This window comes from Undibacterium sp. GW821-FHT07F11, assembly GCF_059418665.1.
The window spans coordinates 390786-415239 of sequence record NZ_JBWKQH010000003.1 but is presented as its reverse complement, the minus strand read 5'-3'; the positions used below and the strand labels follow the sequence as shown (position 1 = coordinate 415239).

Below are 24454 nucleotides of genomic sequence, written 5' to 3'. Positions count from 1 at the left end.
CATTGATATGCCCAGATATTTACTATTTTTGCCTTTGGTGCTGTTCTGTACCGAGGCAAGCGCCGATGCCGCATACAAGACTTATGTCAATAAACGCTACGGCTTTGTCGTCGATTATCCTGACTACCTGAAACCACAAGGCGAAGCTGCGAATGGTGATGGTCAGGTATTCAGTTCGGCCAATACAGATGCTGAATTGCGTGTGTATGCGAGAGCCTGCATTGATGAATTGGACACCACTCCAGAAGAATTTATCGCCAGGGCTAATAAGCTGCAAAAGAAAGATGGCAGGCAAATCACTTATCGCGCCAAGGGTAAATCATTCGCTGTTGTTTCCGGAACCAAAGCTGACAATATTTTTTATGACAAGGTCGTCATTGATGGTGGCTGGTGCAGCATTCTGGAATGGACTTATGCTGCCGCTAACAGAGATAAATACGATGAGGCGACCAAACGTATTGCCAGTTCATTCAAGCCAGAATTGGAAAGCAAATCGAAAAAATAAACATGTGCAATCTCGATTGATGTTGTTCGCAGCCACTTGAAACTACATTTCAAAGTGTTAATATTCTGTATCTATATATACGGATGTGGTGACATATGAAGCAGCTAAAATCGGTTTTGTTTAAGCTACAGTTTTGCCTGTTGCTGTCTTGCATCACATTGGCAGGATGTGCGGTTCAATTGGCACCTGGCTACGATAAGGCTGTCGTTGATGGACTTGGCGCAGCCAATACCGATACCATGATTTTGTTTGCCAACGTCTCTAACGGAACTGATAAAAACAGTTTCCCCACCCGTGAAAATCAATACAATTCCCTGATAGGCCGGTTTGACGCTTTAAGTTTGCAAGCCGGTGCCAGACCTGTGCCCAAGAACAGAGTCACTGACGCCATCAATCGGGTACTGGACAAGCGCGGCAGCACGGCTATGACAGATGACGACAGCACGCCACCTAGTGCTTATGCAATAAAAAAAGTCTCTGAAACCCTGGGTAAAATGCGCGATACCGACAGGTTGCAGGGTGTGACTGCTTTTGAGGCGCAAGCCTTCAAAGGGCAGGCTGTGATCTATCTGGATCAGGCAATTACTTACGAAAATTTCTTGCAACGTTAATTCTGGGGAACAGATATGGCACTCGATCTTGACCAACTCGTTACTGATATGCAGGCAGCTGCAACTGGTGTGCTACAAGCTGATGTGACTACCTTGCGCGGATTTACGCAGCAACAATTAAAGGCAATTGCGCAACAGGCTGAACTGGTCAGTACCGGCATATTGACCAAGCAAATTACCAGTGAAACACAGCAATTCTTTCTGGATGGGCTGGAAGATATGGCTTTGAGTTTCGCCAAAACCTTGCGCGGTTTGCTGATGGTCACCATAGAAAAAGTCTGGAATGCAGTCGTCGGTGTACTGTGGACTGCAATTTCCAAGGCGACCAATCTGGTGTTACCTGTTCCTGTCATGAATTCCTGAAGCTTATTTAGCACATTTCTAAGGCGATTTTTCTAAGGCAAACTGCACGAATTTTCATTACACCCAATGGCTTGGTTGGGTTTGCCGTTATTCGCGGAGACAAGCTTTTTTGTGGCATCTGTTTCCGCCACCAACTGACCTAGCATGCTGCCCAGTTTAAGGTCATCAATATGACCAAAGTGATGAAATCTGACGCGTCCTTGTCTGTCTATGAGCAAAATGCTGGGCGTACCGTGCAGGCCATATTTCTGCATGCTCAAAGGTATTCCACTGAGCGGATCTGGCATATCGATAGCAATTGGAAAACCTAATCGGTACTCATGGACGAAGGCTAGTAAAGCTGCTTTACCCATCACTTGATGATGTTCAAACACTGTATGCAATCCTATGACTGCAAGCTCTTGCTGCGAAAATGCATTTCTTACTGCGCTTGCTTGGGGTAATGCATGTGTGACGCAGGAAGGGCATAGCATTTGAAAACTATGCAGAAATACGACTTTGCCGCGTAAAGATTGCAAGCTGATCGCAGTATCAGTATTGAGCCAGTCTGAAGTGATTAGCTCAGGTGCGATGTTGTTGATCATAGACATTCTCATTTCCTCTACTTTCATTTGAATTGAGTGCGGAGCTGTCCGCACTCAGAAAAAGCCTGATTAAATTATGCTGATGCGGTGGTCAGTTTAATCTTTGGAAAATCCACAGGAACATCCAGCGCCACATTGATATAGTTGGTGTACAGGTTGAGTGCGACGTGCGCCATGATTTCGACTATATGTTCATCATCATAGCCATGTGACCGCAGTGTTTTGACGTCATCCTGGCTGATTTTCGCCCGCTGGTTGACTACCTTCAAGACAAATTTCAATACGGCATCAGTTTTCGCATCATGCGAATTGCCTGACTGGGCTGCTGCCATTTCTGCACCACTGGCACCTGCTTTTTGCCCCAGAACTGTGTGCGCCGCCAGGCAGTATTCGCATTGATTGTAGTTTGCAATTACCACTGCAATTTGCTCTCCCAGTTTTGCCGGGATGACGCCGTTACCCAGGGCCGCAAACGAAGACCACATGCTATTAAGGGCCGCAGTAGAGTTGGCGACTGCGCGGAACATATTTGGCGTGGCAGCAAAAGCGGTATTGATGTCATTCAAAATGGCATGACGTGTACCAGATGTTTCTTTGAGATTGATGAGTTGAACATTGGACATGGTGATTCCTTTTTGGGTTGTGGTTTCGACTTATTGATTGAATTTACCTGGCAGGCTGAGATTGCCTGAGGCGACTTTGAAAACATTGCTGACGCAAAGTAATGGAGCGTGGACACTGGCATTGACGCGCAGGGCTGCGGTGACACCATCAAAACCGGCAGATTGAATGCTGGCTATATCATCAAAGGGCACGCGCACTTCCAGCGCCTTGCCTTTGAAAGTTGGGCTCCAACCAGGGCTGTCTATGAGTATTGGCAAACCTGGCCAGGTTTTGGGCAGGCGGGGTTTGTTACCCTCGGGAATATCAACCACCTTCAGTGCATCTTTGCCACAGGCCTGGTCGGGCTGCAAGACTACCCAATGTGAGTGCCAGACATTGCCATCATTGTTGGGATTGCCATCGCCATTTTCATCGAACAATGGGGTGTCATCAAAGTCAGGATGAGATGTCACAGCAAAAGCCAGGATGCCACTTTTTGGTTCGAAACCAACGGCAGATGGATCTATCGTAGTAGGCCACACATAGGAAAAAACAGAGCTGCCCGCCAGCTTGCCTGATTTGGCAGGCCTGGTCTTGCCAGCCTTGCCAGAGACGGCAATATGAAAAATTGCCACATTACCTTCAGTCGTTATCTTGGTATGGAAAATATCAAAGTCAGGTTTGATCTTGCTGCTGGCTTCAGTTTGTATGCCACCCTGATGTGCGTGATCATGAGCTGCTGCCCAGTGAGTCGCGCTGGCCATAGTCAGGCCAAGACCAAAACAAAGGCAGAGTTTTTTGTATCTGTGTTTCATGTTTAGCTTTCAAATGTCATGTGACGGTTCTTTTATTGCCACGCATTGCGCGCTTGATTTTTGCTGCGTGTGCTGCTCACATCCGATGCAAGAACCACAGCATCAAATATTATTGGTAGGAGTCCTAATTAAGTGGGTCAAAAAAATAGGCGATCTGCCTTGGTTAACTCATTTTCGGCTACTTCATTCTTACTTATTTCATTTTTATTTCATTTTTATTTCATTTCAATCTTTTTCCAGTTACTGCGAATGATGTTGCTCGCTGTTTGTTGATGTTCAGGACAATCCAGGCGCAATTGCTCTTTGCGTAAAGGCGCATCTACAAGAGCGCAATGGTGGGGTGCCAGTGCATTGTCATGTCTGTCAGGCATAAAATGTACGCAAGTGACACAGGCGCGTATGTCCGGAAAATGCTCGGCTTGCTGCAATTTGCCTATCAGGTTCAACAGGCTGGTAAAAGTTTGTTCTTGTGCCGCGGGTGATAATTGCTTGATGGCCTCGCTGGCAAAACCGGTTGCACCAGCTATTTTTTTGACCAGGGCATGACCATCGGCAGTCAGTTTCAGGGCTATGGCACGCCCATCGTCGGGAGCGCGGGCTTTTTCTACCAGACCTTTTGCAGTCAATGAACTCACCGAGTCGCTGGCACTGGCCGTGCTGACGCCCAATTGCTCGGCTATCCATGACAGCCTGACAGCATCTTTGCGTGCTGCCAGCATGTCTATGATATCGACTTGCGTAGGGTTCAAACCTTCAGACGTGGCGAATTGCCAAGTGCCCGAGCGCAATACGCCTGCAATTCTGGCAATCGCATCCAGTATGCGTTCGCTGGTTGCTGGTGTTTCGTCCCATGGATGCTTGGCTGATTTTTTCATGCACACATTATGGCGTAATAAAATAGATATGTAAAGGAGTCCTAATTAAATTATTTGTGCTTAGCTTTATTGTGGATTTGCCTGCTTCTATGATTGGGTTTTATCAGTGCAGTCGAAACCGGATGCATCCGGTGCTGAAATCAGGTGCGGAAGGTGGAAACACTTAACTTGTCCTCAGGTATGTTAATCCACTGGGTGCAGGCGTGTCGCAGCTTATCTGGAATTCCGCTGGTGTAAGCATTAATGCGGGGAATATCGCTGTTGCTGGTTTTCAGATCGCGCTCAACCAGCAAACGTTGTATTTGAGATGCAACGGCTTTTCCGGTATCAATGAGTGTGATGGGTTCACCGTCAGAAATATGCGCGGACGTGAGCTCATGTATAAGGCGGGCTACAAAAGGATAATGGGTGCAACCCAGTACCAGTGTATCGACTTTTGCATCAAATAAGGGGCTCAGATATTTTCCCAGCAAAAGCCGGGTTTCATCTAAATCTGCTTCGGCTTTCTCTATTTGATCCACCAGGCCTATGCAGGCCTGGGCAATAAATTCCACGCCAGTATCCGCACTTAACTGCATGCGCAAAGCTTGATACTTTTCGCTTTGTATTGTGGACAGAGTGGCTAGTACGCCGACTTTTTTTGTCTTGCTGAGCAGGCTTGCCGGTTTCAATCCCGGTTCCATGCCAACAATGATGAGGTCTGGGTAATGCAGCCGCAGATGCTTGATGGCGGCGGCAGTAGCCGTATTGCAGGCAACGACCAGTGCCTTGATTTTCTTGCTTAACAAAAAATCTGTGACGGCAATACTGCGCTCCAGAATCTCTGCGCTGGTTTTGTCGCCATAGGGTGCAAAACCCGAATCTGCCACATAGAGCAATGCTTCATGTGGCAGGGTTTGGCGTATGTGCTGCAATACTGACAGACCACCAAGGCCAGAATCAAATACCCCAATTGGAGCAGAGCGTGCAAATTCCTCTGGTACCATCGGGGACATTGGTTCCTGTTTCAGTTAGTAATATTCAACAATAATCAGAATGCGATCAGGATGCACTGACAGGGATGATGCCTATCTTTGCTTGCCATTCTTTCGGGCCGGTATTGTGTACGGATGTGCCGCTGGAGTCAACCGCAACCGTGACTGGCATATCGACGACATCAAATTCATAAATTGCTTCCATACCCAGGTCAGCAAAACCAACCACGGTGGCTGATTTGATGGCTTTGGAAACCAGGTAAGCAGCGCCGCCTACTGCCATCAAGTATGCAGACTGGTGTTTGCGTATGGATTCAATGGCGACCGGGCCGCGTTCTGCCTTACCTATCATGGAGATCAGACCGGTTTTTTCCAGCATCATGTCAGTGAATTTATCCATACGGGTGGCGGTAGTCGGGCCAGCTGGGCCAACTGCTTCATCACGTACAGGATCAACCGGGCCTACGTAGTAAATCACGCGGTTGGTGAAATCGACAGGCAATTGCTCACCTTTGGCCAGCATGTCCTGAATGCGCTTGTGAGCTGCGTCGCGGCCAGTCAGCATTTTGCCGTTCAAGAGCAAGGTCTGGCCTGGCTTCCAGGAAGCGACTTCTTCCTTGGTCAGAGTGTTCAGATCCACGCGCTTGGATTTTTCTGTATCAGGTGCCCAGCTTACATCTGGCCAGTCAGACAGTTTTGGTGGCTCTATGTAACTGGGGCCTGAACCATCAAGCACAAAATGCGCATGGCGTGTGGCCGCGCAGTTGGGGATCATGGCAACAGGCTTGGATGCAGCATGGGTAGGATACATATTGATCTTGACGTCGAGTACTGTCGTCAAGCCACCCAGGCCTTGTGCGCCTATGCCCAGTGCATTGATCTTGTCGCACAGCTCTATGCGCAATTCTTCAGTCTTGTTTTGTGGGCCGCGTTGCTTGAGCTCATACATATCGATGTCATCCATCAAGGATTCTTTCGCCATCAGCATGGCTTTTTCTGCAGTACCACCTATGCCTATACCCAGCATGCCGGGAGGGCACCAGCCTGCGCCCATGGTCGGCACGGTTTTCATGACCCAGTCAATCAGAGAGTCAGAAGGGTTCAACATGACGAACTTGGTCTTGTTTTCAGAACCGCCACCTTTGGCTGCGACTTTGACATCGACTGTATCGCCAGGAACCAGTTCCATGTGTACTACGGCAGGTGTATTGTCCTTGGTGTTTTTGCGTTCGAAATGAGGATCAGCAACGATGGAGGCGCGCAGTTTATTGTCGGGATCGTTATAACCGCGACGCACACCTTCGTTGACTGCATCGATGATGGAACCACTGAAACCTTCAAAGCGTACACTCATGCCGATTTTCAGGAATACATTGACAATACCAGTGTCCTGGCAGATAGGACGGCGACCTTCGGCGCACATGCGCGAGTTGGTCAGGATCTGCGCAATCGCATCTTTTGCTGCCGGGTTTTGCTCGGCTTCATAAGCACGCGCCAGATGGGCGATATAGTCGGCTGGATGATAGTAACTGATGTATTGCAGCGCGGCGGCTACTGACTCGATCAGATCGTCTTGCTTGATGACTGTCATGATTTGGCTCTTGGCTAGGTAATAAAACTAATTGGTAAAAAATAAATGGTCTGTTGAATTAATGATCGTTGCCTGACTGCGCAGTTTTGGTCATGATCTGATCGCAATAGGCAATCGCCAGAGCTGACATCAAAAAGACGATGTGGATGCACGTTTGAGCAACGATGTTTTTCGTTTCATAGTTGCCAGCATTGATGAAGGTCTTTAGTAAATGTATCGATGAAATACCAATGATCGCCATGGCAAGCTTGACTTTGAGTACCGATGCATTAACGTGTGACAGCCATTCAGGCTGGTCCGGGTGACCGTCCAGTCCCAGACGTGAGACGAAGGTTTCGTAGCCACCGATAATAACCATGATGAGCAGATTGGAAATCATGACTACGTCTATCAGCCCTAGCACCACCAGCATGATGGTAGTTTCAGTCAGTTTTGTTGGTTTTGCGCCGCCAGTAGATACGGCATCAATAATATGCTGAAGGGCTGTTTCATTGCCCATTGCTGCGCCAATTAAATCGACCAGTTCTACCCAGAAGTGAAATACATAAACACATTGCGCAAGTATTAATCCGAGATAAAGTGGTAGTTGCAGCCAACGGCTAAAAAAAATCAGGCTGGCAAGGGGGGATAGTTTTGCTGAAGAAACTGGTTTGGTCATGTCGGCAATCGTTGGTGAAAGGGGCAATTTTAGTGCGAACCGATATTTTACATGGGCGGAGCCTGCTCGGGTAGCGTAGCTGATAAAGGCAGGTATGTAGTGGAGATGTAATGGTATCTTTGTGGTATCATTTTTCAAAAATACAACCGTAAGGCTTGAGTAAGTCTCCAAGTTTAAGGTTTGCGCTGTGCTTAACTGTCAAAATTACTGCCACAATCTGGTGCAATATCAGCTTAGGGTGGGGCTGTTAGGATAGTGGCAAAGCGCTTAGGTATTTTGCCCGGACTTAACAGAAGTGAAGATTTCAAACTAACGATAACAAGCTGGAGATAACAAATGTCTGACCTCAACGCTGCGCAAGCTGAAGCTAAAACAGAATCCCGCGTTTTCTATCCACCGGCAGCATTTGTTGCCAATGCGGCTATCCCAAGCATGGATGCCTATAACGCATTATGCAAAGAAGCCGAGCAAGATTATGAAGGCTTCTGGGCGCGCTTGGCGCGTGAAAACCTGCATTGGCATAAAGACTTCAGCACGGTGCTGGATGAGTCGACAGCACCCATGTACAAATGGTTTGAAGATGGTTTGCTGAACGTATCGTACAACTGCCTCGATGTGAATCTGCAAAACGGCAATGGCGATAAAGTGGCAGTGATCTTCGAGGCAGATGGTGGCGAAGTTACCAAGGTGAGCTACAAAGATTTGCACGCAAAAGTCTGTCAGTTCGCCAATGGCTTGAAATCTCTGGGCATCAGCAAGGGCGACCGCGTTGTTATTTACATGCCCATGTCCATTGAAGGTGTGGTCGCCATGCAGGCCTGCGCACGCATAGGTGCAACACATTCCGTTGTGTTTGGTGGTTTCTCGGCAAAATCCCTGCAAGAGCGTATTGTGGATGTGGGTGCAGTAGCGGTTATCACTGCGGATGAGCAAGTCCGTGGCGGTAAACATTTACCCTTGAAGGCCATTGTGGATGAAGCGCTGGCCTTGGGTGATTGTGAAAAAGTAAAAAGCGTCGTCATCTATAAACGTACGGGCGGCAATATCAATGTTGCGACTGGCCGTGATGTGTGGATGCATGAACTGGTAGCAACGCAGTCAGCAGTCTGTGAGCCTGAATGGGTCAGTGCAGAACATCCTTTGTTCATACTTTATACATCTGGCTCCACAGGCAAACCAAAAGGCGTACAGCATTCGTCTGGTGGTTATTTGTTGTGGGCCATTTTGACGATGAAATGGACCTTTGATATCAAGCCATCCGATGTGTTCTGGTGTACTGCTGACATAGGCTGGGTGACTGGCCACACGTATATTACCTACGGCCCACTGGCCGCTGGTGCGACGGAGATTGTGTTCGAAGGTATCCCAACTTTCCCGAATGCCGGACGCTTCTGGAGCATGATAGAAAAACACAAGACCACCATTTTCTATACTGCACCGACAGCGATACGTTCCCTGATCAAAGCTGCGGATGGTGACGCCAATATTCACCCCAATAAATTTGATTTGTCATCCCTGCGTTTGTTGGGATCTGTCGGTGAGCCTATCAATCCTGAAGCCTGGATGTGGTACTACAATAACATTGGTCGCACCAATTGCCCTATTGTTGATACTTTCTGGCAAACAGAAACAGGCGGTCATATGATGACGCCATTGCCAGGTGCAACGCCCATGGTGCCGGGTTCTTGCACCTTGCCTTTGCCAGGCATCATGTCTGCGATTGTTGATGAGACAGGTCATGATTTGCCTAATGGACAGGGCGGTATTCTGGTAGTGAAACGTCCATGGCCATCCATGATACGTACGATCTGGGGTGATCCTGAGCGTTTCAAGAAAAGCTACTTCCCTGAAGAATTTGGCGGCAAAGTGTATCTGGCTGGCGACGGTGCGATACGCAATAAAGATACGGGCTATTTCACCATCACTGGCCGTATCGATGACGTGCTGAATGTTTCTGGTCACCGCATGGGGACGATGGAAATCGAATCTGCTCTGGTTGCCAATCCTTTGGTCGCTGAGGCTGCCGTAGTAGGTAAGCCTGATGAAACGACAGGTGAAGCGATTTGCGCCTTTGTTGTATTGAAGCGCACACGTCCAACTGGCGATGAAGCGAAACAAATTGCGACTGAATTGCGCAATTGGGTGGCGAAAGAAATTGGCCCTATCGCCAAGCCAAAAGAAATCCGTTTTGGTGATAATCTGCCCAAGACACGCTCCGGCAAGATCATGCGTCGTTTGCTGCGCGTATTGGCCAAGGGTGAGGAAATCACCCAGGATATTTCAACCTTGGAAAATCCGGCTATTCTGGAGCAATTGAAGCAGGCACAATAAGTTGGACTTCCGATCAATATAATAAAAAAATGGCGCTGCACTGCAGCGCCATTTTTCATTGCATCTTGCTTAGCGGTTGGTGCGCGACATGTATACCAGGCGTTCAAATAAATGCACGTCCTGCTCATTTTTCAGTAAAGCACCGTGCAGGGGAGGCACGATGGCCTTATTGTCCTTGCTGCGCATGGCCTCCAGCGGAATATCTTCTGCCAGCAAAAGTTTTAGCCAGTCTATAAATTCTGAGGTTGAAGGTTTTTTCTTGAGACCGGCAACGTCGCGGATTTCGTAAAAAGTTTGCAGTGCTTGCGCTAGCAAATCCGATTTCAATTTGGGGAAATGCACGTCGACGATCTTTTGCATCGTTTCCTTGTCAGGGAATTTGATGTAATGGAAGAAGCAGCGGCGCAAGAAGGCATCTGGCAATTCTTTTTCATTGTTGGACGTAATGATTACCAGCGGACGATGTTTGGCGCGTACCATTTCACGGGTTTCATAGACATAAAACTCCATGCGGTCGAGTTCGCGCAGCAAGTCATTGGGAAATTCTATGTCCGCTTTATCGATTTCATCAATGAGTAAAACCACAGGCTCGTCAGCAGTAAAGGCTTGCCACAACACCCCTTTGATAATGTAGTTGTGAATGTCCTTGACACGTTCGTCACCCAATTGAGAATCACGCAGGCGTGATACTGCGTCGTATTCATACAAGCCCTGCTGCGCCTTGGTAGTGGATTTGATGTGCCACTGCATCAAAGGCATATTCAGGGCCGCAGCAACTTCTTCTGCCAACATGGTTTTGCCTGTGCCAGGCTCGCCCTTGATCAATAGCGGACGTTGCAGACTCAGGGCTGCATTGACTGCCAGTTTCAAATCATCAGTGGCGACATAATTGTCAGCACCGTCAAAGCGTAAAGTATTTGGGGCTTGTGTCATGGATATAAACTCGACATGTTGGTTGCTTGAGGATGTAAATGAGGATGTAAAGAGTATAAGCGAGAATTTACCCTCTTGTGAACGGCTGTTCTTTTTTCTATGCAAGCCGTACGGGAAGACAATAAATTTTTCATTTGAAATTGCATAAATGCAGCTTTTTTGCCCCGCACATAGGGGCTGGCCCCAGGTTTTTTGCGCAAATTTGCTCGTAATCAGCTAAAATACTGAGTTATATCAAAACACTGTATTTATTGATCTGCCTGCTAATTAATAATCGCTAATATGAAAAAATTGTTTGCACTCCTCGCTATGGTGAGCCTCGCTCAAGCTGCTACTGCAGCAGATCCGGTTGGTAATCCTAAAGATGCCGCTGAAAAGAAAATCGCAATGTGCATCGGTTGCCATGCTATTCCTGGCTACAAAGCGACTTTCCCTGAGGTCTATCAGGTGCCGATGATTGGCGGTCAATCTGAAAAATACATAGAAAAGGCTTTGAAAGCTTATCAAAAAGGTGACCGCAAGCATCCATCCATGCGTGGCATTGCCGGCAGCCTGTCTGATCAGGATATTGCGGATTTGGCAGCATATTACTCTCAACAAAAATAAGAATAGGATAGGATTATGAAGAAAACTCTGTTGATGGCAACTTTGTTGTCTACTCTGTCTTTCGCTGCATATGCGGGTGGTGATATTCAAGCGGGTAAGGAAGCTGCAGCAAAGTTTAATTGCGCGTCTTGCCATGGTGAGAATTACAGTAACCCGAAAGAGCCAGCCTATCCAAAGCTTGCAGGCCAGCATGCCGATTACTTGGCTCAAGCTCTGCGTGCTTACCAACGTGGTGGCGATGCTGCGAACGGTCGTTCTGATCCAACCATGGCGACTCAAGCCAAGGCTTTATCAAACAAGGATATACAAAATATCGCAGCTTACTTGCATAGTTTGCCAAGTAATTTGGTATTGAAAAAATAAGTTTTGCCTGATGATGAAAAAGCCACGAATTATCGTGGCTTTTTTTGTATCTTCTGTTTCGCATGAGGGATTTTTTAAGTAATCGTTATTTGTATTTCCCTGGGCGAAAAAAAACCGACCTGAAGGTCGGTTTTTCTTAAGTAATTAAAAATTACTTGGAAGCAGATGCGGAAGCTGCTGCTGGAGCGGAAGCTGCTGCAGATGCTGCAGGAGCTGCGCCAGATGCTGCTGCTGCGTCAGATGCTGCTGCTGGAGCTGGAGCAGCTGCTGGAGCTTCTGCTGGAGCAGATGCTGGAGCTGGTGCTGTTGCAGATGCTGCTGGAGCGGATGCTTCAGGAGCTTTTTTCTCGCCGCAAGCAGCCAGAGTCAATGCCAACAGGGAAACGAGCAAGAGTGATTTTTTCATGTTTGTACTTTCAATAAATAGATCAAAAAAGAAGATCAAAACTTTGCGATGAATAATTACCGGTAATTATCGCTCTATAGGTTAATTCGCGAGCTTCTCGCCAAAACGACATTCGGCCCCTACGAAAGTTTCCTAACCCGGAATTATAATGATTTTTCCATTAATGGAATAGGCATAGATGCATTTTTGCACTCAAATCAGCCATTATTTCTAGACAAGACGCTATTTTTAGTGGGAAATTTCAGGTTTTCCATGAAAATAGCCTACTTGCAGGAAGAAAATTTCCTTTCATATTTTAAAATAATGGCGCGTTGCAGCATTTGTCAGCGTAATTCAAGCCAGCCATCTTCATACCAGAGGCAGAATGTTTCTACCGCATCTGCGGAAATGTGTGCCAGGTCCACACCATCCAGTTCTCTTTGATTTGCCAATTTGCTCAGGCAAATCTTGTCTTCTTTGCCAACAGCAAATGATTCGCCGTTAATGAACACATGTTTTCCTTTGTATAACATCAGTGATTTACGTGATAGTTTTACACCATTTTTCAGCGCAGTCTGATGGAAACGTTTAGGTGCCAGAGGCTTTTCCGGGCCATTAAAAAATATGCTGGGCTTGGGTTCTGTCAGGTGTTCTCCAAGGAAAATGAGCACGTCATCGTCGGTAAATTGAATCTTGGCAATCTCTTTAGCAACCTGTTCCAGCATCTCATTACTGATTTCTGCGGGTTTGGTACTGACTTTCAAGTCAGGGTCGGCATATCGGCCTGGCAAATCTATCGAGTCTGACATGAAATGCAGGAAGGACTCGCCCAGCTCCTGATATGAAGGTGCACGGAAGCCTATGGAATAGGTCATGCATTCACCTACAGCGATACCGTCATGCGCATACTTTGGAGGTAGATACAGCATGTCGCCCGGTTCAAGCACAAACTCCTGTTCAGCCTTGAAGTTGCGCAATATCTTGAGGGGCATGCCATCAATCAGCGTTAAATCTTTTTGCGCACCTATACGCCATTTGCGCTGGCCATGTGCTTGTAGCAGGAATACATCATAAGAATCAAAATGAGGTCCAACACCGCCGCCATCTGCCGCGAAGCTGATCATCAGGTCGTCGAGGCGGCTGTCAGGGATGAAGCGGAATTGTCTGAGCAGTGCATCGGCCTTGTCATCATGTAGATTGACGCCTTGTACCAGCAGTGTCCAGTCTTTCTTTTCCTTGACTGGCAGGCTGGCTTGCGGGCCGGACTTCATTTCCCAGTGTTTGTTGAAGAAGCTGATGAGTCTGGATTCAACATCTTCACGGCCAGCCATGTCAAACAGATCAGTTTTAGGGATCAGGGGTTGAAAACCAGGAATAGCCTGGCGTATCAACAAGGGCTTCTTATGCCAGTATTCGCTGAGAAACTCTTCTGCTGTAATGCCGCCCAGCAGGGGAAGGGGAGTGGTATTTTTTTTCATGCCCGCATTATAGGCCGAGGCAAACGACTCGACTAGACGGGTATAATCTCAGGGCAAATAAATTTTTAAGGAATTGCTATGAAGATAGGCAAAAATTCAGTTGTTACTGCAGTCTATACCTTGAAAGACGCACAAGACAATCTGATAGAAGAAGGTCAGGAGCCTATGGTTTACCTGCATGGCGGGTACGACAATGTGTTTCCCAAGATAGAGGAGGCCCTGGAAGGCAAGGAAAAGGGCTTTAGCACTATTATCCATCTGAACCCCGAAGACGCTTTCGGTGACTATGACGCAGCTTTGGTGAAAGTGGAGCCACGCGAGCGTTTCCCATCACCGCTGGAAGTTGGCATGCAGTTTGAAGGTATGCCCGAAGAGGCAGAAGATGCGGAAGACGATGACAATGCCCATATCTTTACTGTCACTGACATTGCGGATGACAAAGTCGTGCTGGATGGCAACCATCCTCTGGCAGGCATCGCCTTGCGCTTTAGCCTGACGGTTGAAGACGTACGTGCCGCTTCCGATGAAGAAGTTGCTCATGGCCATGTGCATGGTGCCCACGGACATCATCACGACGAAGATGACGAGGACGATGAGGGCATGGGCGATGAATATCGCAGCCATCCTTTGCATTAAACTTGTATAAAAAAATGCCGTTGAATGATTTCAGCGGCATTTTTTCTTTCGGGGGCTTACCCTGATCAGGCCTTGTTTGCCAGATTCTTTAATTCATACAAGGCAGCCAGAGCTTCCCTTGGTGTCATGCTGTCTGGGTCCATGGTGTCAAGGGTATCCAATAGTTCAGTATTGACTGGAATTTGCTCCACGACTTCCGTTTCTGGTACCGAAGCTGCTGAAGAAAACAGATCAAACTGTGGCGTTGATTGCAGTGACTGTGCCTCCAGATCAGCCAGATGCTTGCGCGCGGAGCGTATAACTGCCTGAGGTATGCCCGCCAGTTGCGCCACCTGCAAACCATAGCTTTGTGAGGCAGGGCCAGCTTGTACTGCATGCAGGAAAACGATGTTTTCCTTATGCTCAACCGCCGACAAATGCACATTTTCTGCAGATGGGTGCACTTCAGGCAATTGCGTCAGTTCAAAATAATGGGTAGCAAACAGGGTATAGCTCTTGGATACCTGTATCAGATGCTTGGCAATTGCCCAGGCTAAAGCCAGACCATCAAATGTAGATGTGCCGCGACCTACTTCATCCATCAATACCAGTGAATGGTCAGTTGCCCCATTCAGGATGGCTGCCGACTCCGTCATTTCCACCATGAAGGTAGAGCGGCCACCCGCCAGGTCATCCGCTGCACCTATACGTGTGAAAATACGGTCTATCGGGCCTATCGTCACTTCAGAGGCCGGTACATAACTGCCTACATAAGCGAGCAGGGTGATCAGTGCTACCTGGCGCATGAAGGTCGATTTACCGCCCATGTTGGGGCCGGTGATCAGTAATAATTTACGCTCGGCAGAAAAATCGCAATCATTGGCAATAAAGCGCTCTATCTGGTTTTCTACCACCGGATGGCGACCCTGGACGATATGCAGGGTAGGCTCATCCACCAATTGCGGCGCACACCAGCTATTCTTGGTCGCGTGTTCAGCCAGGCTGACCAGGGTATCGAGTTGTGCAATTGCATTTGCTACTCTTTGTAGCAGGGGCACTTGTGGCAGTAATTCTTGCAGCAGGCGTTCATACAGCATTTTTTCGCGTACCAGCGCACGTTCCTGTGCTGACAAGGCTTTGTCTTCAAAGGCCTTCAATTCTGGCGTGATATAGCGCTCGGCATTTTTGAGAGTCTGGCGACGGCGGTAATTGTCCGGCACTTTATCGCTTTGCCCATTCGTGACTTCAATATAAAAACCATGTACGCGGTTGTATTCAACACGCAGATTGGCAATGCCAGTGCGTTCACGTTCGGATGCTTCCAGTTCTATCAGGAATTGACCCGCATTTTCTGACAGCGCACGCAATTCATCGAGCTCAGCATCAAAGCCAGTCGCAATCACGCCGCCATCGCGCACCATGGTAGCTGGTTGCAGCATGAGGCCGCGCTCCAGCAGATCCAGGCATTCAGTTGGCGTGTCCAGGTCAGACAAAACCTTGGTCAGCAGACTGGTCTGATTGTCGGCGATGCACAGACTGACATAATTGCGCAAACCGGGCAGGTTTTGCATGCCATCTCGCAGCGCAGATAAATCACGTGGGCGCGCAGATTGCAGGGCGATGCGCGTAGTGATGCGCTCTATGTCCGGAATGGCTTTTAAGGTGGTTGCCAGGCCATCGGTGGAATCCGCCTGTATCAGCGCCTTGATGGCATCGTGGCGTGCCCTGGCAACTGCCTGATCGCGGCGAGCATGGTGCAGCCAATGACGCAGCAGGCGTGAGCCCATGGCAGTGCGGCAATGGTCAAGCAAAGAAAACAAGGTGGGGGATTCTTGCCCGCGCAGGGTTTCAGTCAATTCAAGATTGCGACGTGTGGCGGTATCCAGCCCTATGAATTCATGTTCGCTTTCGACATTGAGCGTATTGACATGCTTGAGGCCACGGCCTTGTGTGCTTTCTGCATAGCGTAGTAAAGCACCTGCTGCACCCAGGGCAGCATTCAGGTTTTCTACTCCAAAGCCTGTCAATGAAGCAGTGCCTAATTGGTCTTGCAAGGCTTTTTGTCCCTGCTTGACATCAAAATGCCAGTCAGGTAATTCAGAAAATTTGCCCGGCAACTGGCTGTAGTGTTCATCCAGTAAAAGTGTACCGGCGGACAGCAATACTTCTGCAGGACTGATGCGTTCCAGTTCTTGCTGCAGGCGTTGCGGCAAGGATTTTTCATCCGTCGATACTTCCATTAACTTCAAAGCGCCACTAGCCAGTGACAGCCAGGCCAGGCCTATGCTGACGGTCTTTCTTTGTTGCAGCATGCACAGTGACAACAATGGACGGTCAGATTTCTCTGGCAGCAAATCGGTATCGGTCAGTGTACCTGGGGTAATCACGCGCATGACTTTGCGCTCTACCGGTCCCTTGCTGGTTGCCGGATCACCTATCTGTTCGCAGATGGCGGCTGATTCACCTATCTTGACCAGCTTGGCCAGATAGGGTTCCAGTGAATGAAAGGGCACACCCGCCATCTTGATTGGTTCGCCACCAGAACTGCCGCGCTGAGTCAGCGTGATGCCCAATAGACGCGAGACTTTTTCGGCATCGCCAAAAAACAGTTCATAAAAATCGCCCATGCGATAAAACACCAGAGTTTCCGGATAGTCTGCCTTGATGCGCAGATATTGGGTCATCATGGGAGTATGTTGTATTTCTTTTGCGGTCATAAGACTTTGATTTTATTCGTTTTGTTTTCTTGTTTTTGCTTGCTGAAGCGCTGGAATTTATATCCAGTCAGTCCAAATTTGGTGCGCACCATATCATAGACGATTGCCTTGGTCTACGGTTGTCTGGCTTTATTGTTGATATCAATAACTTACAGGTCGCACAATTGACAGGTAAAAGCAAAATTTGTCTGAGATATTGTTAAAATGGAAAAATCTGATTGTAGCAATATCCTCCTCAATATCGAAAGGACATAGGCTGATGGCGAATGAATTTATGTATGGGCAAAGTACTGCCCTGATTGTTTTCCTGCTCCTTGCCAGCATGCTGATTGCTACCGAGCTTGCGTTTAGAAATGGCTTGCGCAAACAAGCAGTGGCGAATGATGCTGCCAAGTCGCAGATCAATACTTTACAGGCTTCCATGCTGGGTTTGCTGGCCTTGTTGTTGAGTTTTGCCTTTTCTCTGGCACTGCAAAGGTTTGATGAGCGCAATCAATCTGTAGTGAGTGAAGCAAATGCGATTGGCACCACCTATTTGCGTACCCAGTTGTTACCCGTCAGCATACGCGAGCAGGCGCAGACCATGCTGATGCAGTATATAGACATACGAGTAGAAGAAGGCCAGGTTAGTCTGGCAGACGTAGAAAAGCGCGATCTTCTGGTGAAAAAATCCAATCACATCACCGATCAATTGTGGGCGCTAGCCATGAAATCGGTAGAGCTGGATAAGAATGCCGTGACCACCGGCATGTTCATACAGTCTCTGAATGACACTATTGATGCCTTTGGGAAGAGGGACGCAGGCTTGCAGAGGCATGTGCCTGAGACAGTTGTTTTGCTTTTATTGATCACCATCATCATGACAGCCGCGACGATAGGTTATGCCTCTGGCCTGACTGGGCAAAGGGCTGTCTTTGCGACCCTGGCATTGCAAATACTGATTGGTATGGCGGTATTCTTGACGATAGACCTGGATCGTCCTCGGCGAGGGTATATACAGGTAAGCCAGACGAGTATGCTGAGTTTGCAGCAGGCGATTCATGCAACGAATAAATGAATATCCATAAAACACAAAGGACCTAAATGGCCCTTTGTGTTTTTAATCCAATTTAACGCTGATGTTAACCGTTGCCACGGCTACCAGACCTGCGCGGCGCGGATTGTTTTACGGCTGGCCTTGGACCTGCCGGACGAGGCTTGGCAGCCTGCGGTGCAGCGGCTTTGCCTGGTGTACGGGCTTGCTGTCCTCTACCGTCACCGGCAGGGCGTTGACCACGGCCTGATGGCTGGCCTCGGCCGCCGCCACCACGATGATCAAAGCTGCGCAACTGTATAGGTTCAGCCTTGGCATGCGGGTCAGGGATGAAGCCATCAATGATTTCTTGCGGTATCTGACGCTTGATGAGTTTTTCTATATCAGCCAGCAATTTGAATTCATCAACGCAGACCAGGGAAACTGCTTCACCAGTAGCGCCAGCGCGGCCAGTGCGGCCTATGCGATGCACATAATCTTCTGGCACATTTGGCAAATCATAATTGACGACGTGAGGCAACTGGTCAATGTCGATACCACGGGCAGCGATGTCTGTCGCGACCAGTACGGTCAGACTGCCATCCTTGAATTCGGCCAAAGCCTTGGTGCGCGCGGACTGACTCTTGTTGCCGTGGATAGCCATGGCGGCAATGCCGTCTTTGCCCAATTGCTCAACCAGTTTGTTGGCACCATGCTTGGTACGGGTAAATACCAGCACTTGTGACCATTGGTGAGTCTTGATCAGATGAGCGAGCAATGGATGTTTTTTGTCACGGTCAACCGGATGTACTTTTTGCGCAATGATTTCGACAGTGGAATTGCGGCGTGCCACTTCTATCATCGCCGGGTTGTCCAGCAGGCGGTCGGCCAGGGCCTTGATGTCGTCGGAGAAGGTGGCAGAGAACAGCAAATTCTGGCGTTTGGCAGGCAAGATCGCCAGCACTTTTTTGATGTCATGGATAAAGCCCATGTCCAGCATGCGGTCAGCTTCATCCAATACCAGGATCTCGATATTGCGCAGGTCTATCGTGCCTTGCTGATGATGATCAAGCAGGCGGCCAGGTGTCGCCACAAGAATATCTACACCTTGCTTCAATAATTTGATTTGCGGATTGATGCCAACGCCACCAAAAATCACACCAGAATTCAGTGGTACATATTTGCCGTAAGTATTGACGCTTTCTTCTACCTGGGCGGCCAGTTCGCGTGTTGGTGTCAGTACCAGGGCGCGAATGGGGCGTCTGCTGGTTTTATCTTTTGGTGCATTGGCTGAAGTGGACAGCCGTTGCAGGATAGGCAGGGTGAAGCCAGCGGTTTTGCCTGTGCCGGTTTGTGCCCCAGCCAGCAGATCGCCGCCTTTGATGACGGCAGGAATTGCTTGCTGCTGTATCGGGGTTGGAGAGGTGTAGCCTTGTTCGCTTACTGCGCGGACAATGTTCTCGGATAAGCCGAGTTCGTTGAATGATGCCATGTGGTTTTACTGTGTTTCTTTATGACCGGACTGATTTTTACCAGTCCAGAGAGAGGGGCGTCCCGGTCAAGTAACCGGGACGTGAGAAATTACTTTTTAGCGGAAAACGGTTGCAACGCATTGACCATCTGAGCAAATACTTTAGGTGTGCCTGCCAATACATCACCTTTATGCAGATAGTCGGAATCGCCGGAGAAATTGCCGACGATGCCACCAGCTTCAGTAATGACGAGCGAGCCAGCAGCGATATCCCATGGTGCCAGGCCCTTTTCAAAGAAGCCATCAAGGCGACCAGTGGCTACGTAAGCCAGATCAAGCGCGGCAGAGCCTGGTCTTCTCAGGCCCTGACATTTGGTGGTCATGACTTTGAACATGGCCAGGTATTCATCCAGGCCAGACAAGTCGCGGGATGGAAAGCCCGTGCCTATCAATGCATCAGCCAGTTTGTCGCAACGGGTAACACGGATACGCTTGTCGTTCAGAAAAGCACCTGCGCCTTTGCTGGCTGTGAACATTTCATTGCGGGTAGGGTCGTAAATGACAGCTTGTGTAATCACGCCGCGTTGTTGCAGGGCGATGGAAACGCAATATTGTGGGAAGCCGTGGATAAAGTTGGTCGTGCCATCCAGTGGATCAATGATCCAGACATTATCATTTTCGTCGTGCAAGTTAGCGGAAGCACCTGATTCTTCAGCCAGAATGGCATGGTCAGGATAGGCAGAAGTCAATACTTCAATGATGGCCGCTTCGGCAGCGTGATCGACTTCGGTCACGAAATCATTGAATTGTTTCTCTGTGACCTGGACGCGATCAAGGTCAAAAGATGCGCGATTGATAATAGTCGCGCCACGACGAGCAGCTTTTACTGCCGTATTCAGCATTGGGTGCATAAGGTTTCCGATAAAATGACAGCATGCAAACGACTATCCCCTGAAAAGGATGTCGCTACGATGCTAGACAAAAATGATAAAGAGCGTGCGTAATTCTTGTCCGACAGCCATCCGTCTGCTTGATAATATGCACAATCAAGACGCACAACCGAATAAAAAATTAACGCGTGATACCTCTATTTTAAATGAACTTGCCCAAAACCGACACATCTCTTTTTCAGCGCCTGCGCTTTATCCTGGTTGAAACCAGCCATCCGGGCAATATAGGCTCAGCCGCCCGGGCTATTAAAACCATGGGTTTTAATGAGCTAATCCTGGTAAAACCACGTTTTGCAGATGCCCTGCAAAACCCTGAAGCGATAGCTCTTGCCAGTGGCGCGCAAGACGTACTCGACAATGCCCGTATCGTTGATCATATTGATGAAGCACTGCAGGGGTGTGAATATGTGGCAGCTGTCAGCGCCAGATTGCGGGAGTTTTCACCTCCAATTCTCAACCCCAGAGTATTTGCAGAAACCATGGCGAAAAGCCAGCATGCCAAAATTGGACTGATTTTTGGCAATGAACGGTTTGGCCTGCCGAATGACATTGTCATGAACTGCCATGCCTTGATCAATATCCCTGCCAATCCGGCCTATTCCTCACTGAATCTGGCACAGGCCATACAACTCTTGTCTTATGAGTGCCGCATGGCGACTGATACTGGCGTGCCAATCGCCGGGAATGTTGGTTTTCAGGGGCAATTGGCGGCAGTGGATGAAATAGATGGCATGTATAAGCATCTGGAGCAGGCGCTTGTCGCAATTGAATTTTTGCATCCCGATAATCCTAAAAAGCTGATGCCCCGATTGAAACGCATGCTGTCCCGCACACAATTGGAGGTGGAGGAAGTCAACATCTTGCGGGGTATTGCAAGAAAAATACTGGATGTCAGAAAAAAATAGACCTTGCCTGGGCGTTGCCTGAAGGAGAATAAGTTTTCTGTTCTAATAGGAATAAATAAAGGGATAGGCAATTTGATATTTTGTGTCTTTTTAGCAAATCAGACTGCATACGAAGGCTAGGCTTTCGTATGATAATAATGCGTAGTTTTCCTTCAAATGTATCGAAAATACATTAAGAATTTGCTCTATGCTGAATGAAACAGCGATGCGCGAATGTTGTTGCAATTGATAAATATGTTGAAATCAACAAACATTCTCACCATTGTTTGCGTTTTACATTTGGTAACGCCTTCAAGGATTGTTATAAAGCCAGTAAGATTGCAGTTAATATACATTCAGGAATAACAATTGATTTTCTGAGGTAAACACTTTCTTTCTGAGGTCATTATTATTTTTGTTCCATTCCGCCGATCTGCGCTATACCTGCTTTGTCTTGGTGCCTTGGCATCTGGAGCAGCAGGGAATGCTTATGCTCTGGGATTTAGTAATTTAACGGTCCAGTCAGCATTGGGACAGCAATTGCGGGCTCAGTTGGAACTGACTGGGAATGATGCAGCAGAAATTGATCAAACCTGCTTCAAGGCCAAAGTAGACAGCCCGGATGGCTATGCTTTGGCACCGGTGAATGTCACGCTGGTTCAAAAGGGAAATGCACGTTATCTGACGCTGGTGACCAGAAGTACCATACTTGAGCCAGCAGTCAAGATAGTGGTGAACATGGGGTGTGAAATTCAATTGCACAGAGAATTTCTGATCCTGCTGGATCCTCCATTGTCTGCCCCTGTCTTGACACCACCCGCAAGCAATCCAGCCAGAGTTGCAACGAAGCCTGCACAGGCTGCAAATGACAGCAAGGATTTCGCGACAGGCGAGTCGTTACCTCAGGTGAAAATCAAGCCTCGCGTCAGGGTAGAAAAGCCCGCTACTGAATTGACAGAAATTGTTGGTACGCTTGGTAATGCGCCAACAACAAAAAAAAAATCATCCAAATCAACTGGGAATAAAGTCAACACTGACAAGCAAGTTGATCGGCCCCGCGATACTCTGAAACTGTCTGATGATTTACCTATCTTGACGCAAGGCTTGCGTCTGAGTGACCAGTTATCTACCAGTACCCCACAATCCAACATAGAAGAACTGCGTGCAGCACAGGCGCAACTTGCTGCAATGTTGCGTGATGAAAAACCTGGGCAGGTTTCTGTTGATAAGCTTAAGAATGAGCAGCAAAAAATTCTGAGTTTGCAGCAAGAGGCGCAGCAACTCAAGCGTCAGAGTCAACTGGATAAGGCAGCATTGGAAGTGGCCCGTGAAAACAGTTTTTCAAATAACTGGGTGGTGGGGCTGAGCGTATTTATTGCTGCAGGATTGGCGATTATCGCCTTGCTCTTGCTGTACGTCAGCCGTATTCGTAAAAGGCTGCATGAAAGCTGGTGGCAGCAAAAAGAGCCTGCGTCTGAACCTGAGTCCAAAAAGAATATAGAAGAAATCGTCGATAGTATACAGGCCTCTTATGGGCCGACGACAACCAGTTCCCTGTATCAGGTTCATGATGATAAGGATGAGTCTGGCAATAGTCGTCCAGTGACAAAACCCGTCAGAAAAACGGCAGCAGATGCTGGTCTTGGTAAGCTCGATACACCCTCGATATTCAGCAAGGCTTATGTTCCTACGCTGGAGGACAGTAATAGCAGCACCTTCAATTTCTTTTCTACCAAAGGGCAATCGGTCAAGGTAGAAGAAATTTCTGACGTGACGCAAGAGGCAGAATTCTGGATTTCCGTCAATGACCCGCAAAGGGCAATTGAAATTCTTGAGCCGCTGGCTGATGTTGAACAACCTGAATCGCCAGTACCCTGGTTGTATCTGATTGACTTGTACAGAGTCACTGCCAGCAAAGAAAAATACGATACTTTAAGAGACAGGTTCATTGTATTTTTTAATGCAAATGTTCCTGAATTTGAAGTCGATCCAGCGACCTTGCCCAGCAGGCACCTGGACGATTTTGAGCATCTGATGAACCGCATATGCAATATGTGGAACTCGAACGATATTTTGCCTTTCCTTGAAAGCCTCCTGGTAGATGACAGGGACGGGAAACGCATGGGTTTTGAACTGCCAGTTTACCGGGATATCCTGTTATTGATCTCGGTGGCGAATGAGCTTGAGAAACTGGGCTCTTTTGGTGCTGCAGAAAGAAATCGTGCATGGGCAAATGTGCCAGGTTTGCCCCCGGATGAAATTGCCGACTCGGAAAAAGAAGCGGAAGCAGACTCGAACGTGATCGATTTTGAGATGATAGATTTTCCCAAAGAAAAATAATAAGCAGAAAATCTGGATTTGCCGAAGCGCAGACAGCCAACTTTATTGATTTGAGTGTAAGCTTTTGCTGTATCAATAAAAAATGGATGGAGATATATGATCAAGCTTTGCGGTTTTGCCGTCAGTAATTATTACAATAAAGTCAAATTGGCACTCTTGGAAAAAGCAATTCCCTTTGAAGAAGAGCTAGTCTGGACTGGCAAGTCACCTGAATTATTACAACACTCACCTTTGGGTAAAATTCCCTATATAGAAACTGAACATGGTTCGCTTTGCGAATCGCAGGTGATCGTTGAATATCTGGAAAATCGTTTTCCTGAGCATCCCTTGATGCCTGCGGATCCATTTGCAGCTGCTAAATTGCGTGAATTGATTACTTTTATTGAGCTGCACATGGAATTGCCTGCGCGCGAGTTGTATGCAGAAGCCTTTTTCGGTGGCAAGGTTGCAGATGAAGTCAAGGCAAAAATAGAGAAACAGCTTAACCGTAATATTCCTGCATTTGCTACCCTTGCAAAGTTTGACCCCTTTGTCGGCGGCAAAGAATTCTCACTGGCAGATTGCGCTGCTGTCGTGCATTTCCCCTTGGTGTCGATGGCGACCAAGATCATTTATGGCAGGGATTTTTTGGCAGACTTGCCGACACGTGAATATGTGAAGCATATTTCAGAGCGTCCGGCCATGCAAAAGGTCAATACTGACCGCAAGGCAAACCAGGAGTTGATGGCTAATCGCAGTAAATAAGTAAGAAAACGGCGCTACAGAGTTTATTTGTAGCGCCATTTGATCA

24 protein-coding genes are annotated in these 24454 nt (G+C 48.0%); 12 read left to right on the top strand and 12 right to left on the bottom strand.

Features of this window, described 5'->3' with window-relative positions; translation table 11 throughout:
* Positions 1 to 7: 7 nt before the first annotated feature.
* From AC07OI_RS09070 to AC07OI_RS09060, 3 genes are all read left to right on the top strand, one after another.
* The gene (locus AC07OI_RS09070; protein ID WP_495256981.1) at positions 8 to 505 is read left to right on the top strand and encodes a hypothetical protein; all 498 of its coding nucleotides are present in this window, start codon (positions 8 to 10) and stop codon (positions 503 to 505) included.
* A 95-nt stretch (positions 506 to 600) separates the two neighbouring features.
* Complete coding sequence (locus AC07OI_RS09065) at positions 601 to 1116, top strand: hypothetical protein (RefSeq protein ID WP_495256980.1); 516 nt, start codon at positions 601 to 603, stop codon at positions 1114 to 1116.
* Positions 1117 to 1131: 15 nt separating this feature from the next.
* Complete coding sequence (locus AC07OI_RS09060; RefSeq protein WP_495256979.1) at positions 1132 to 1479, top strand: hypothetical protein; 348 nt, start codon at positions 1132 to 1134, stop codon at positions 1477 to 1479.
* A gap of 32 nt (positions 1480 to 1511) precedes the next feature.
* On the opposite strand, the gene AC07OI_RS09055 is transcribed toward AC07OI_RS09060, so the two are convergent.
* The 7 genes from AC07OI_RS09055 to AC07OI_RS09025 form a co-directional block, all read right to left on the bottom strand.
* A complete protein-coding gene (locus tag AC07OI_RS09055; RefSeq protein WP_492704485.1) occupies positions 1512 to 2069 on the bottom strand; it encodes a redoxin domain-containing protein in 558 nt (185 codons plus the stop codon).
* Positions 2070 to 2137: 68 nt separating this feature from the next.
* Positions 2138 to 2686 carry a carboxymuconolactone decarboxylase family protein gene (locus tag AC07OI_RS09050; protein WP_495256978.1) on the bottom strand — a complete coding sequence of 183 codons (549 nt, stop codon included), beginning with the start codon at positions 2684 to 2686 and terminating at the stop codon, positions 2138 to 2140.
* Between the two features lie 30 nt (positions 2687 to 2716).
* Complete coding sequence (locus tag AC07OI_RS09045; protein WP_495256977.1) at positions 2717 to 3481, bottom strand: hypothetical protein; 765 nt, start codon at positions 3479 to 3481, stop codon at positions 2717 to 2719.
* Positions 3482 to 3696: 215 nt separating this feature from the next.
* Positions 3697 to 4356 (bottom strand): MarR family winged helix-turn-helix transcriptional regulator, encoded by a 660-nt coding sequence (locus tag AC07OI_RS09040; RefSeq protein WP_495256976.1) that lies wholly within the window; start codon positions 4354 to 4356, stop codon positions 3697 to 3699.
* A gap of 140 nt (positions 4357 to 4496) precedes the next feature.
* Positions 4497 to 5351 carry a glutamate racemase gene (gene murI, locus AC07OI_RS09035; RefSeq protein WP_492704481.1) on the bottom strand — a complete coding sequence of 285 codons (855 nt, stop codon included), beginning with the start codon at positions 5349 to 5351 and terminating at the stop codon, positions 4497 to 4499.
* Positions 5352 to 5397: 46 nt separating this feature from the next.
* Complete coding sequence (locus AC07OI_RS09030; RefSeq protein WP_495256975.1) at positions 5398 to 6921, bottom strand: fumarate hydratase; 1524 nt, start codon at positions 6919 to 6921, stop codon at positions 5398 to 5400.
* A gap of 58 nt (positions 6922 to 6979) precedes the next feature.
* A complete protein-coding gene (locus tag AC07OI_RS09025) occupies positions 6980 to 7579 on the bottom strand; it encodes a TIGR00645 family protein (RefSeq protein ID WP_492704574.1) in 600 nt (199 codons plus the stop codon).
* A 336-nt stretch (positions 7580 to 7915) separates the two neighbouring features.
* Here AC07OI_RS09025 and acs point away from each other — a divergent pair, with 336 nt between their 5' ends.
* Positions 7916 to 9910, top strand: coding sequence for an acetate--CoA ligase (gene acs, locus AC07OI_RS09020; protein ID WP_495256974.1), 1995 nt, complete (start codon positions 7916 to 7918; stop codon positions 9908 to 9910).
* Positions 9911 to 9979: 69 nt separating this feature from the next.
* On the opposite strand, the gene AC07OI_RS09015 is transcribed toward acs, so the two are convergent.
* On the bottom strand, positions 9980 to 10843 hold the full coding sequence (locus tag AC07OI_RS09015; protein ID WP_492704478.1) for an AAA family ATPase: 864 nt from the start codon (positions 10841 to 10843) through the stop codon (positions 9980 to 9982).
* Between the two features lie 282 nt (positions 10844 to 11125).
* Between AC07OI_RS09015 and AC07OI_RS09010 the strand changes: the two genes are divergently transcribed.
* From AC07OI_RS09010 to AC07OI_RS09000, 3 genes are all read left to right on the top strand, one after another.
* Positions 11126 to 11449, top strand: coding sequence for a c-type cytochrome (locus AC07OI_RS09010; RefSeq protein WP_492704477.1), 324 nt, complete (start codon positions 11126 to 11128; stop codon positions 11447 to 11449).
* 15 nt (positions 11450 to 11464) lie between these two features.
* A complete protein-coding gene (locus AC07OI_RS09005; protein ID WP_492704476.1) occupies positions 11465 to 11812 on the top strand; it encodes a c-type cytochrome in 348 nt (115 codons plus the stop codon).
* 165 nt (positions 11813 to 11977) lie between these two features.
* Positions 11978 to 12235, top strand: a complete 258-nt coding sequence (locus tag AC07OI_RS09000) for a hypothetical protein (protein ID WP_492704475.1) — start codon at positions 11978 to 11980, stop codon at positions 12233 to 12235.
* A 306-nt stretch (positions 12236 to 12541) separates the two neighbouring features.
* Here AC07OI_RS09000 and AC07OI_RS08995 read toward each other — a convergent pair whose 3' ends face one another.
* Positions 12542 to 13675 (bottom strand): JmjC domain-containing protein, encoded by a 1134-nt coding sequence (locus AC07OI_RS08995; RefSeq protein WP_495256973.1) that lies wholly within the window; start codon positions 13673 to 13675, stop codon positions 12542 to 12544.
* A 78-nt stretch (positions 13676 to 13753) separates the two neighbouring features.
* Here AC07OI_RS08995 and AC07OI_RS08990 point away from each other — a divergent pair, with 78 nt between their 5' ends.
* Positions 13754 to 14311: an FKBP-type peptidyl-prolyl cis-trans isomerase gene (locus AC07OI_RS08990; RefSeq protein WP_495256972.1), complete on the top strand. Its 558-nt coding sequence runs from the start codon at positions 13754 to 13756 to the stop codon at positions 14309 to 14311.
* A 65-nt stretch (positions 14312 to 14376) separates the two neighbouring features.
* Here the strand turns inward: AC07OI_RS08990 and mutS are convergent, their stop codons facing one another.
* Positions 14377 to 17007 carry a DNA mismatch repair protein MutS gene (gene mutS / locus AC07OI_RS08985; protein WP_495256971.1) on the bottom strand — a complete coding sequence of 877 codons (2631 nt, stop codon included), beginning with the start codon at positions 17005 to 17007 and terminating at the stop codon, positions 14377 to 14379.
* A gap of 259 nt (positions 17008 to 17266) precedes the next feature.
* Between mutS and AC07OI_RS08980 the strand changes: the two genes are divergently transcribed.
* Positions 17267 to 18064 carry a bestrophin-like domain gene (locus tag AC07OI_RS08980; RefSeq protein ID WP_495256970.1) on the top strand — a complete coding sequence of 266 codons (798 nt, stop codon included), beginning with the start codon at positions 17267 to 17269 and terminating at the stop codon, positions 18062 to 18064.
* 64 nt (positions 18065 to 18128) lie between these two features.
* On the opposite strand, the gene AC07OI_RS08975 is transcribed toward AC07OI_RS08980, so the two are convergent.
* Positions 18129 to 19511: a DEAD/DEAH box helicase gene (locus AC07OI_RS08975; protein ID WP_492704470.1), complete on the bottom strand. Its 1383-nt coding sequence runs from the start codon at positions 19509 to 19511 to the stop codon at positions 18129 to 18131.
* Positions 19512 to 19600: 89 nt separating this feature from the next.
* On the bottom strand, positions 19601 to 20392 hold the full coding sequence (locus tag AC07OI_RS08970) for an inositol monophosphatase family protein (RefSeq protein WP_422950012.1): 792 nt from the start codon (positions 20390 to 20392) through the stop codon (positions 19601 to 19603).
* Between the two features lie 194 nt (positions 20393 to 20586).
* Here AC07OI_RS08970 and AC07OI_RS08965 point away from each other — a divergent pair, with 194 nt between their 5' ends.
* The 3 genes from AC07OI_RS08965 to AC07OI_RS08955 all read left to right on the top strand — a co-directional run bounded on the left by AC07OI_RS08965 (position 20587) and on the right by AC07OI_RS08955 (position 24408).
* On the top strand, positions 20587 to 21345 hold the full coding sequence (locus AC07OI_RS08965; protein ID WP_495256969.1) for an RNA methyltransferase: 759 nt from the start codon (positions 20587 to 20589) through the stop codon (positions 21343 to 21345).
* A 441-nt stretch (positions 21346 to 21786) separates the two neighbouring features.
* The gene (locus AC07OI_RS08960) at positions 21787 to 23664 is read left to right on the top strand and encodes a type IV pilus assembly protein FimV (RefSeq protein ID WP_495256968.1); all 1878 of its coding nucleotides are present in this window, start codon (positions 21787 to 21789) and stop codon (positions 23662 to 23664) included.
* Between the two features lie 96 nt (positions 23665 to 23760).
* A complete protein-coding gene (locus tag AC07OI_RS08955; RefSeq protein ID WP_495256967.1) occupies positions 23761 to 24408 on the top strand; it encodes a glutathione S-transferase in 648 nt (215 codons plus the stop codon).
* Positions 24409 to 24454: the final 46 nt, after the last annotated feature.

Bases quoted from the DNA above. Each gene is read 5' to 3' on its own strand.
- AC07OI_RS08955 (WP_495256967.1), top strand. From the start codon at position 23,761: ATGATCAAGCTTTGCGGTTTTGCCGTCAGTAATTATTACAATAAAGTC.
- AC07OI_RS08970 (WP_422950012.1), bottom strand. From the start codon at position 20,392: ATGCTGAATACGGCAGTAAAAGCTGCTCGTCGTGGCGCGACTATTATC.
- AC07OI_RS08995 (WP_495256973.1), bottom strand. From the start codon at position 13,675: ATGAAAAAAAATACCACTCCCCTTCCCCTGCTGGGCGGCATTACAGCA.
- AC07OI_RS09050 (WP_495256978.1), bottom strand. From the start codon at position 2,686: ATGTCCAATGTTCAACTCATCAATCTCAAAGAAACATCTGGTACACGT.
- AC07OI_RS08990 (WP_495256972.1), top strand. From the start codon at position 13,754: ATGAAGATAGGCAAAAATTCAGTTGTTACTGCAGTCTATACCTTGAAA.
- AC07OI_RS08965 (WP_495256969.1), top strand. From the start codon at position 20,587: ATGAACTTGCCCAAAACCGACACATCTCTTTTTCAGCGCCTGCGCTTT.
- AC07OI_RS09045 (WP_495256977.1), bottom strand. From the start codon at position 3,481: ATGAAACACAGATACAAAAAACTCTGCCTTTGTTTTGGTCTTGGCCTG.
- AC07OI_RS09015 (WP_492704478.1), bottom strand. From the start codon at position 10,843: ATGACACAAGCCCCAAATACTTTACGCTTTGACGGTGCTGACAATTAT.
- AC07OI_RS09010 (WP_492704477.1), top strand. From the start codon at position 11,126: ATGAAAAAATTGTTTGCACTCCTCGCTATGGTGAGCCTCGCTCAAGCT.
- AC07OI_RS09030 (WP_495256975.1), bottom strand. From the start codon at position 6,921: ATGACAGTCATCAAGCAAGACGATCTGATCGAGTCAGTAGCCGCCGCG.
- AC07OI_RS08975 (WP_492704470.1), bottom strand. From the start codon at position 19,511: ATGGCATCATTCAACGAACTCGGCTTATCCGAGAACATTGTCCGCGCA.
- mutS (WP_495256971.1), bottom strand. From the start codon at position 17,007: ATGACCGCAAAAGAAATACAACATACTCCCATGATGACCCAATATCTG.
- AC07OI_RS09065 (WP_495256980.1), top strand. From the start codon at position 601: ATGAAGCAGCTAAAATCGGTTTTGTTTAAGCTACAGTTTTGCCTGTTG.
- murI (WP_492704481.1), bottom strand. From the start codon at position 5,351: ATGTCCCCGATGGTACCAGAGGAATTTGCACGCTCTGCTCCAATTGGG.
- AC07OI_RS09070 (WP_495256981.1), top strand. From the start codon at position 8: ATGCCCAGATATTTACTATTTTTGCCTTTGGTGCTGTTCTGTACCGAG.
- AC07OI_RS09005 (WP_492704476.1), top strand. From the start codon at position 11,465: ATGAAGAAAACTCTGTTGATGGCAACTTTGTTGTCTACTCTGTCTTTC.
- AC07OI_RS09055 (WP_492704485.1), bottom strand. From the start codon at position 2,069: ATGTCTATGATCAACAACATCGCACCTGAGCTAATCACTTCAGACTGG.
- acs (WP_495256974.1), top strand. From the start codon at position 7,916: ATGTCTGACCTCAACGCTGCGCAAGCTGAAGCTAAAACAGAATCCCGC.
- AC07OI_RS08980 (WP_495256970.1), top strand. From the start codon at position 17,267: ATGGCGAATGAATTTATGTATGGGCAAAGTACTGCCCTGATTGTTTTC.
- AC07OI_RS09000 (WP_492704475.1), top strand. From the start codon at position 11,978: ATGCGGAAGCTGCTGCTGGAGCGGAAGCTGCTGCAGATGCTGCAGGAG.
- AC07OI_RS09040 (WP_495256976.1), bottom strand. From the start codon at position 4,356: ATGAAAAAATCAGCCAAGCATCCATGGGACGAAACACCAGCAACCAGC.
- AC07OI_RS09025 (WP_492704574.1), bottom strand. From the start codon at position 7,579: ATGACCAAACCAGTTTCTTCAGCAAAACTATCCCCCCTTGCCAGCCTG.
- AC07OI_RS09060 (WP_495256979.1), top strand. From the start codon at position 1,132: ATGGCACTCGATCTTGACCAACTCGTTACTGATATGCAGGCAGCTGCA.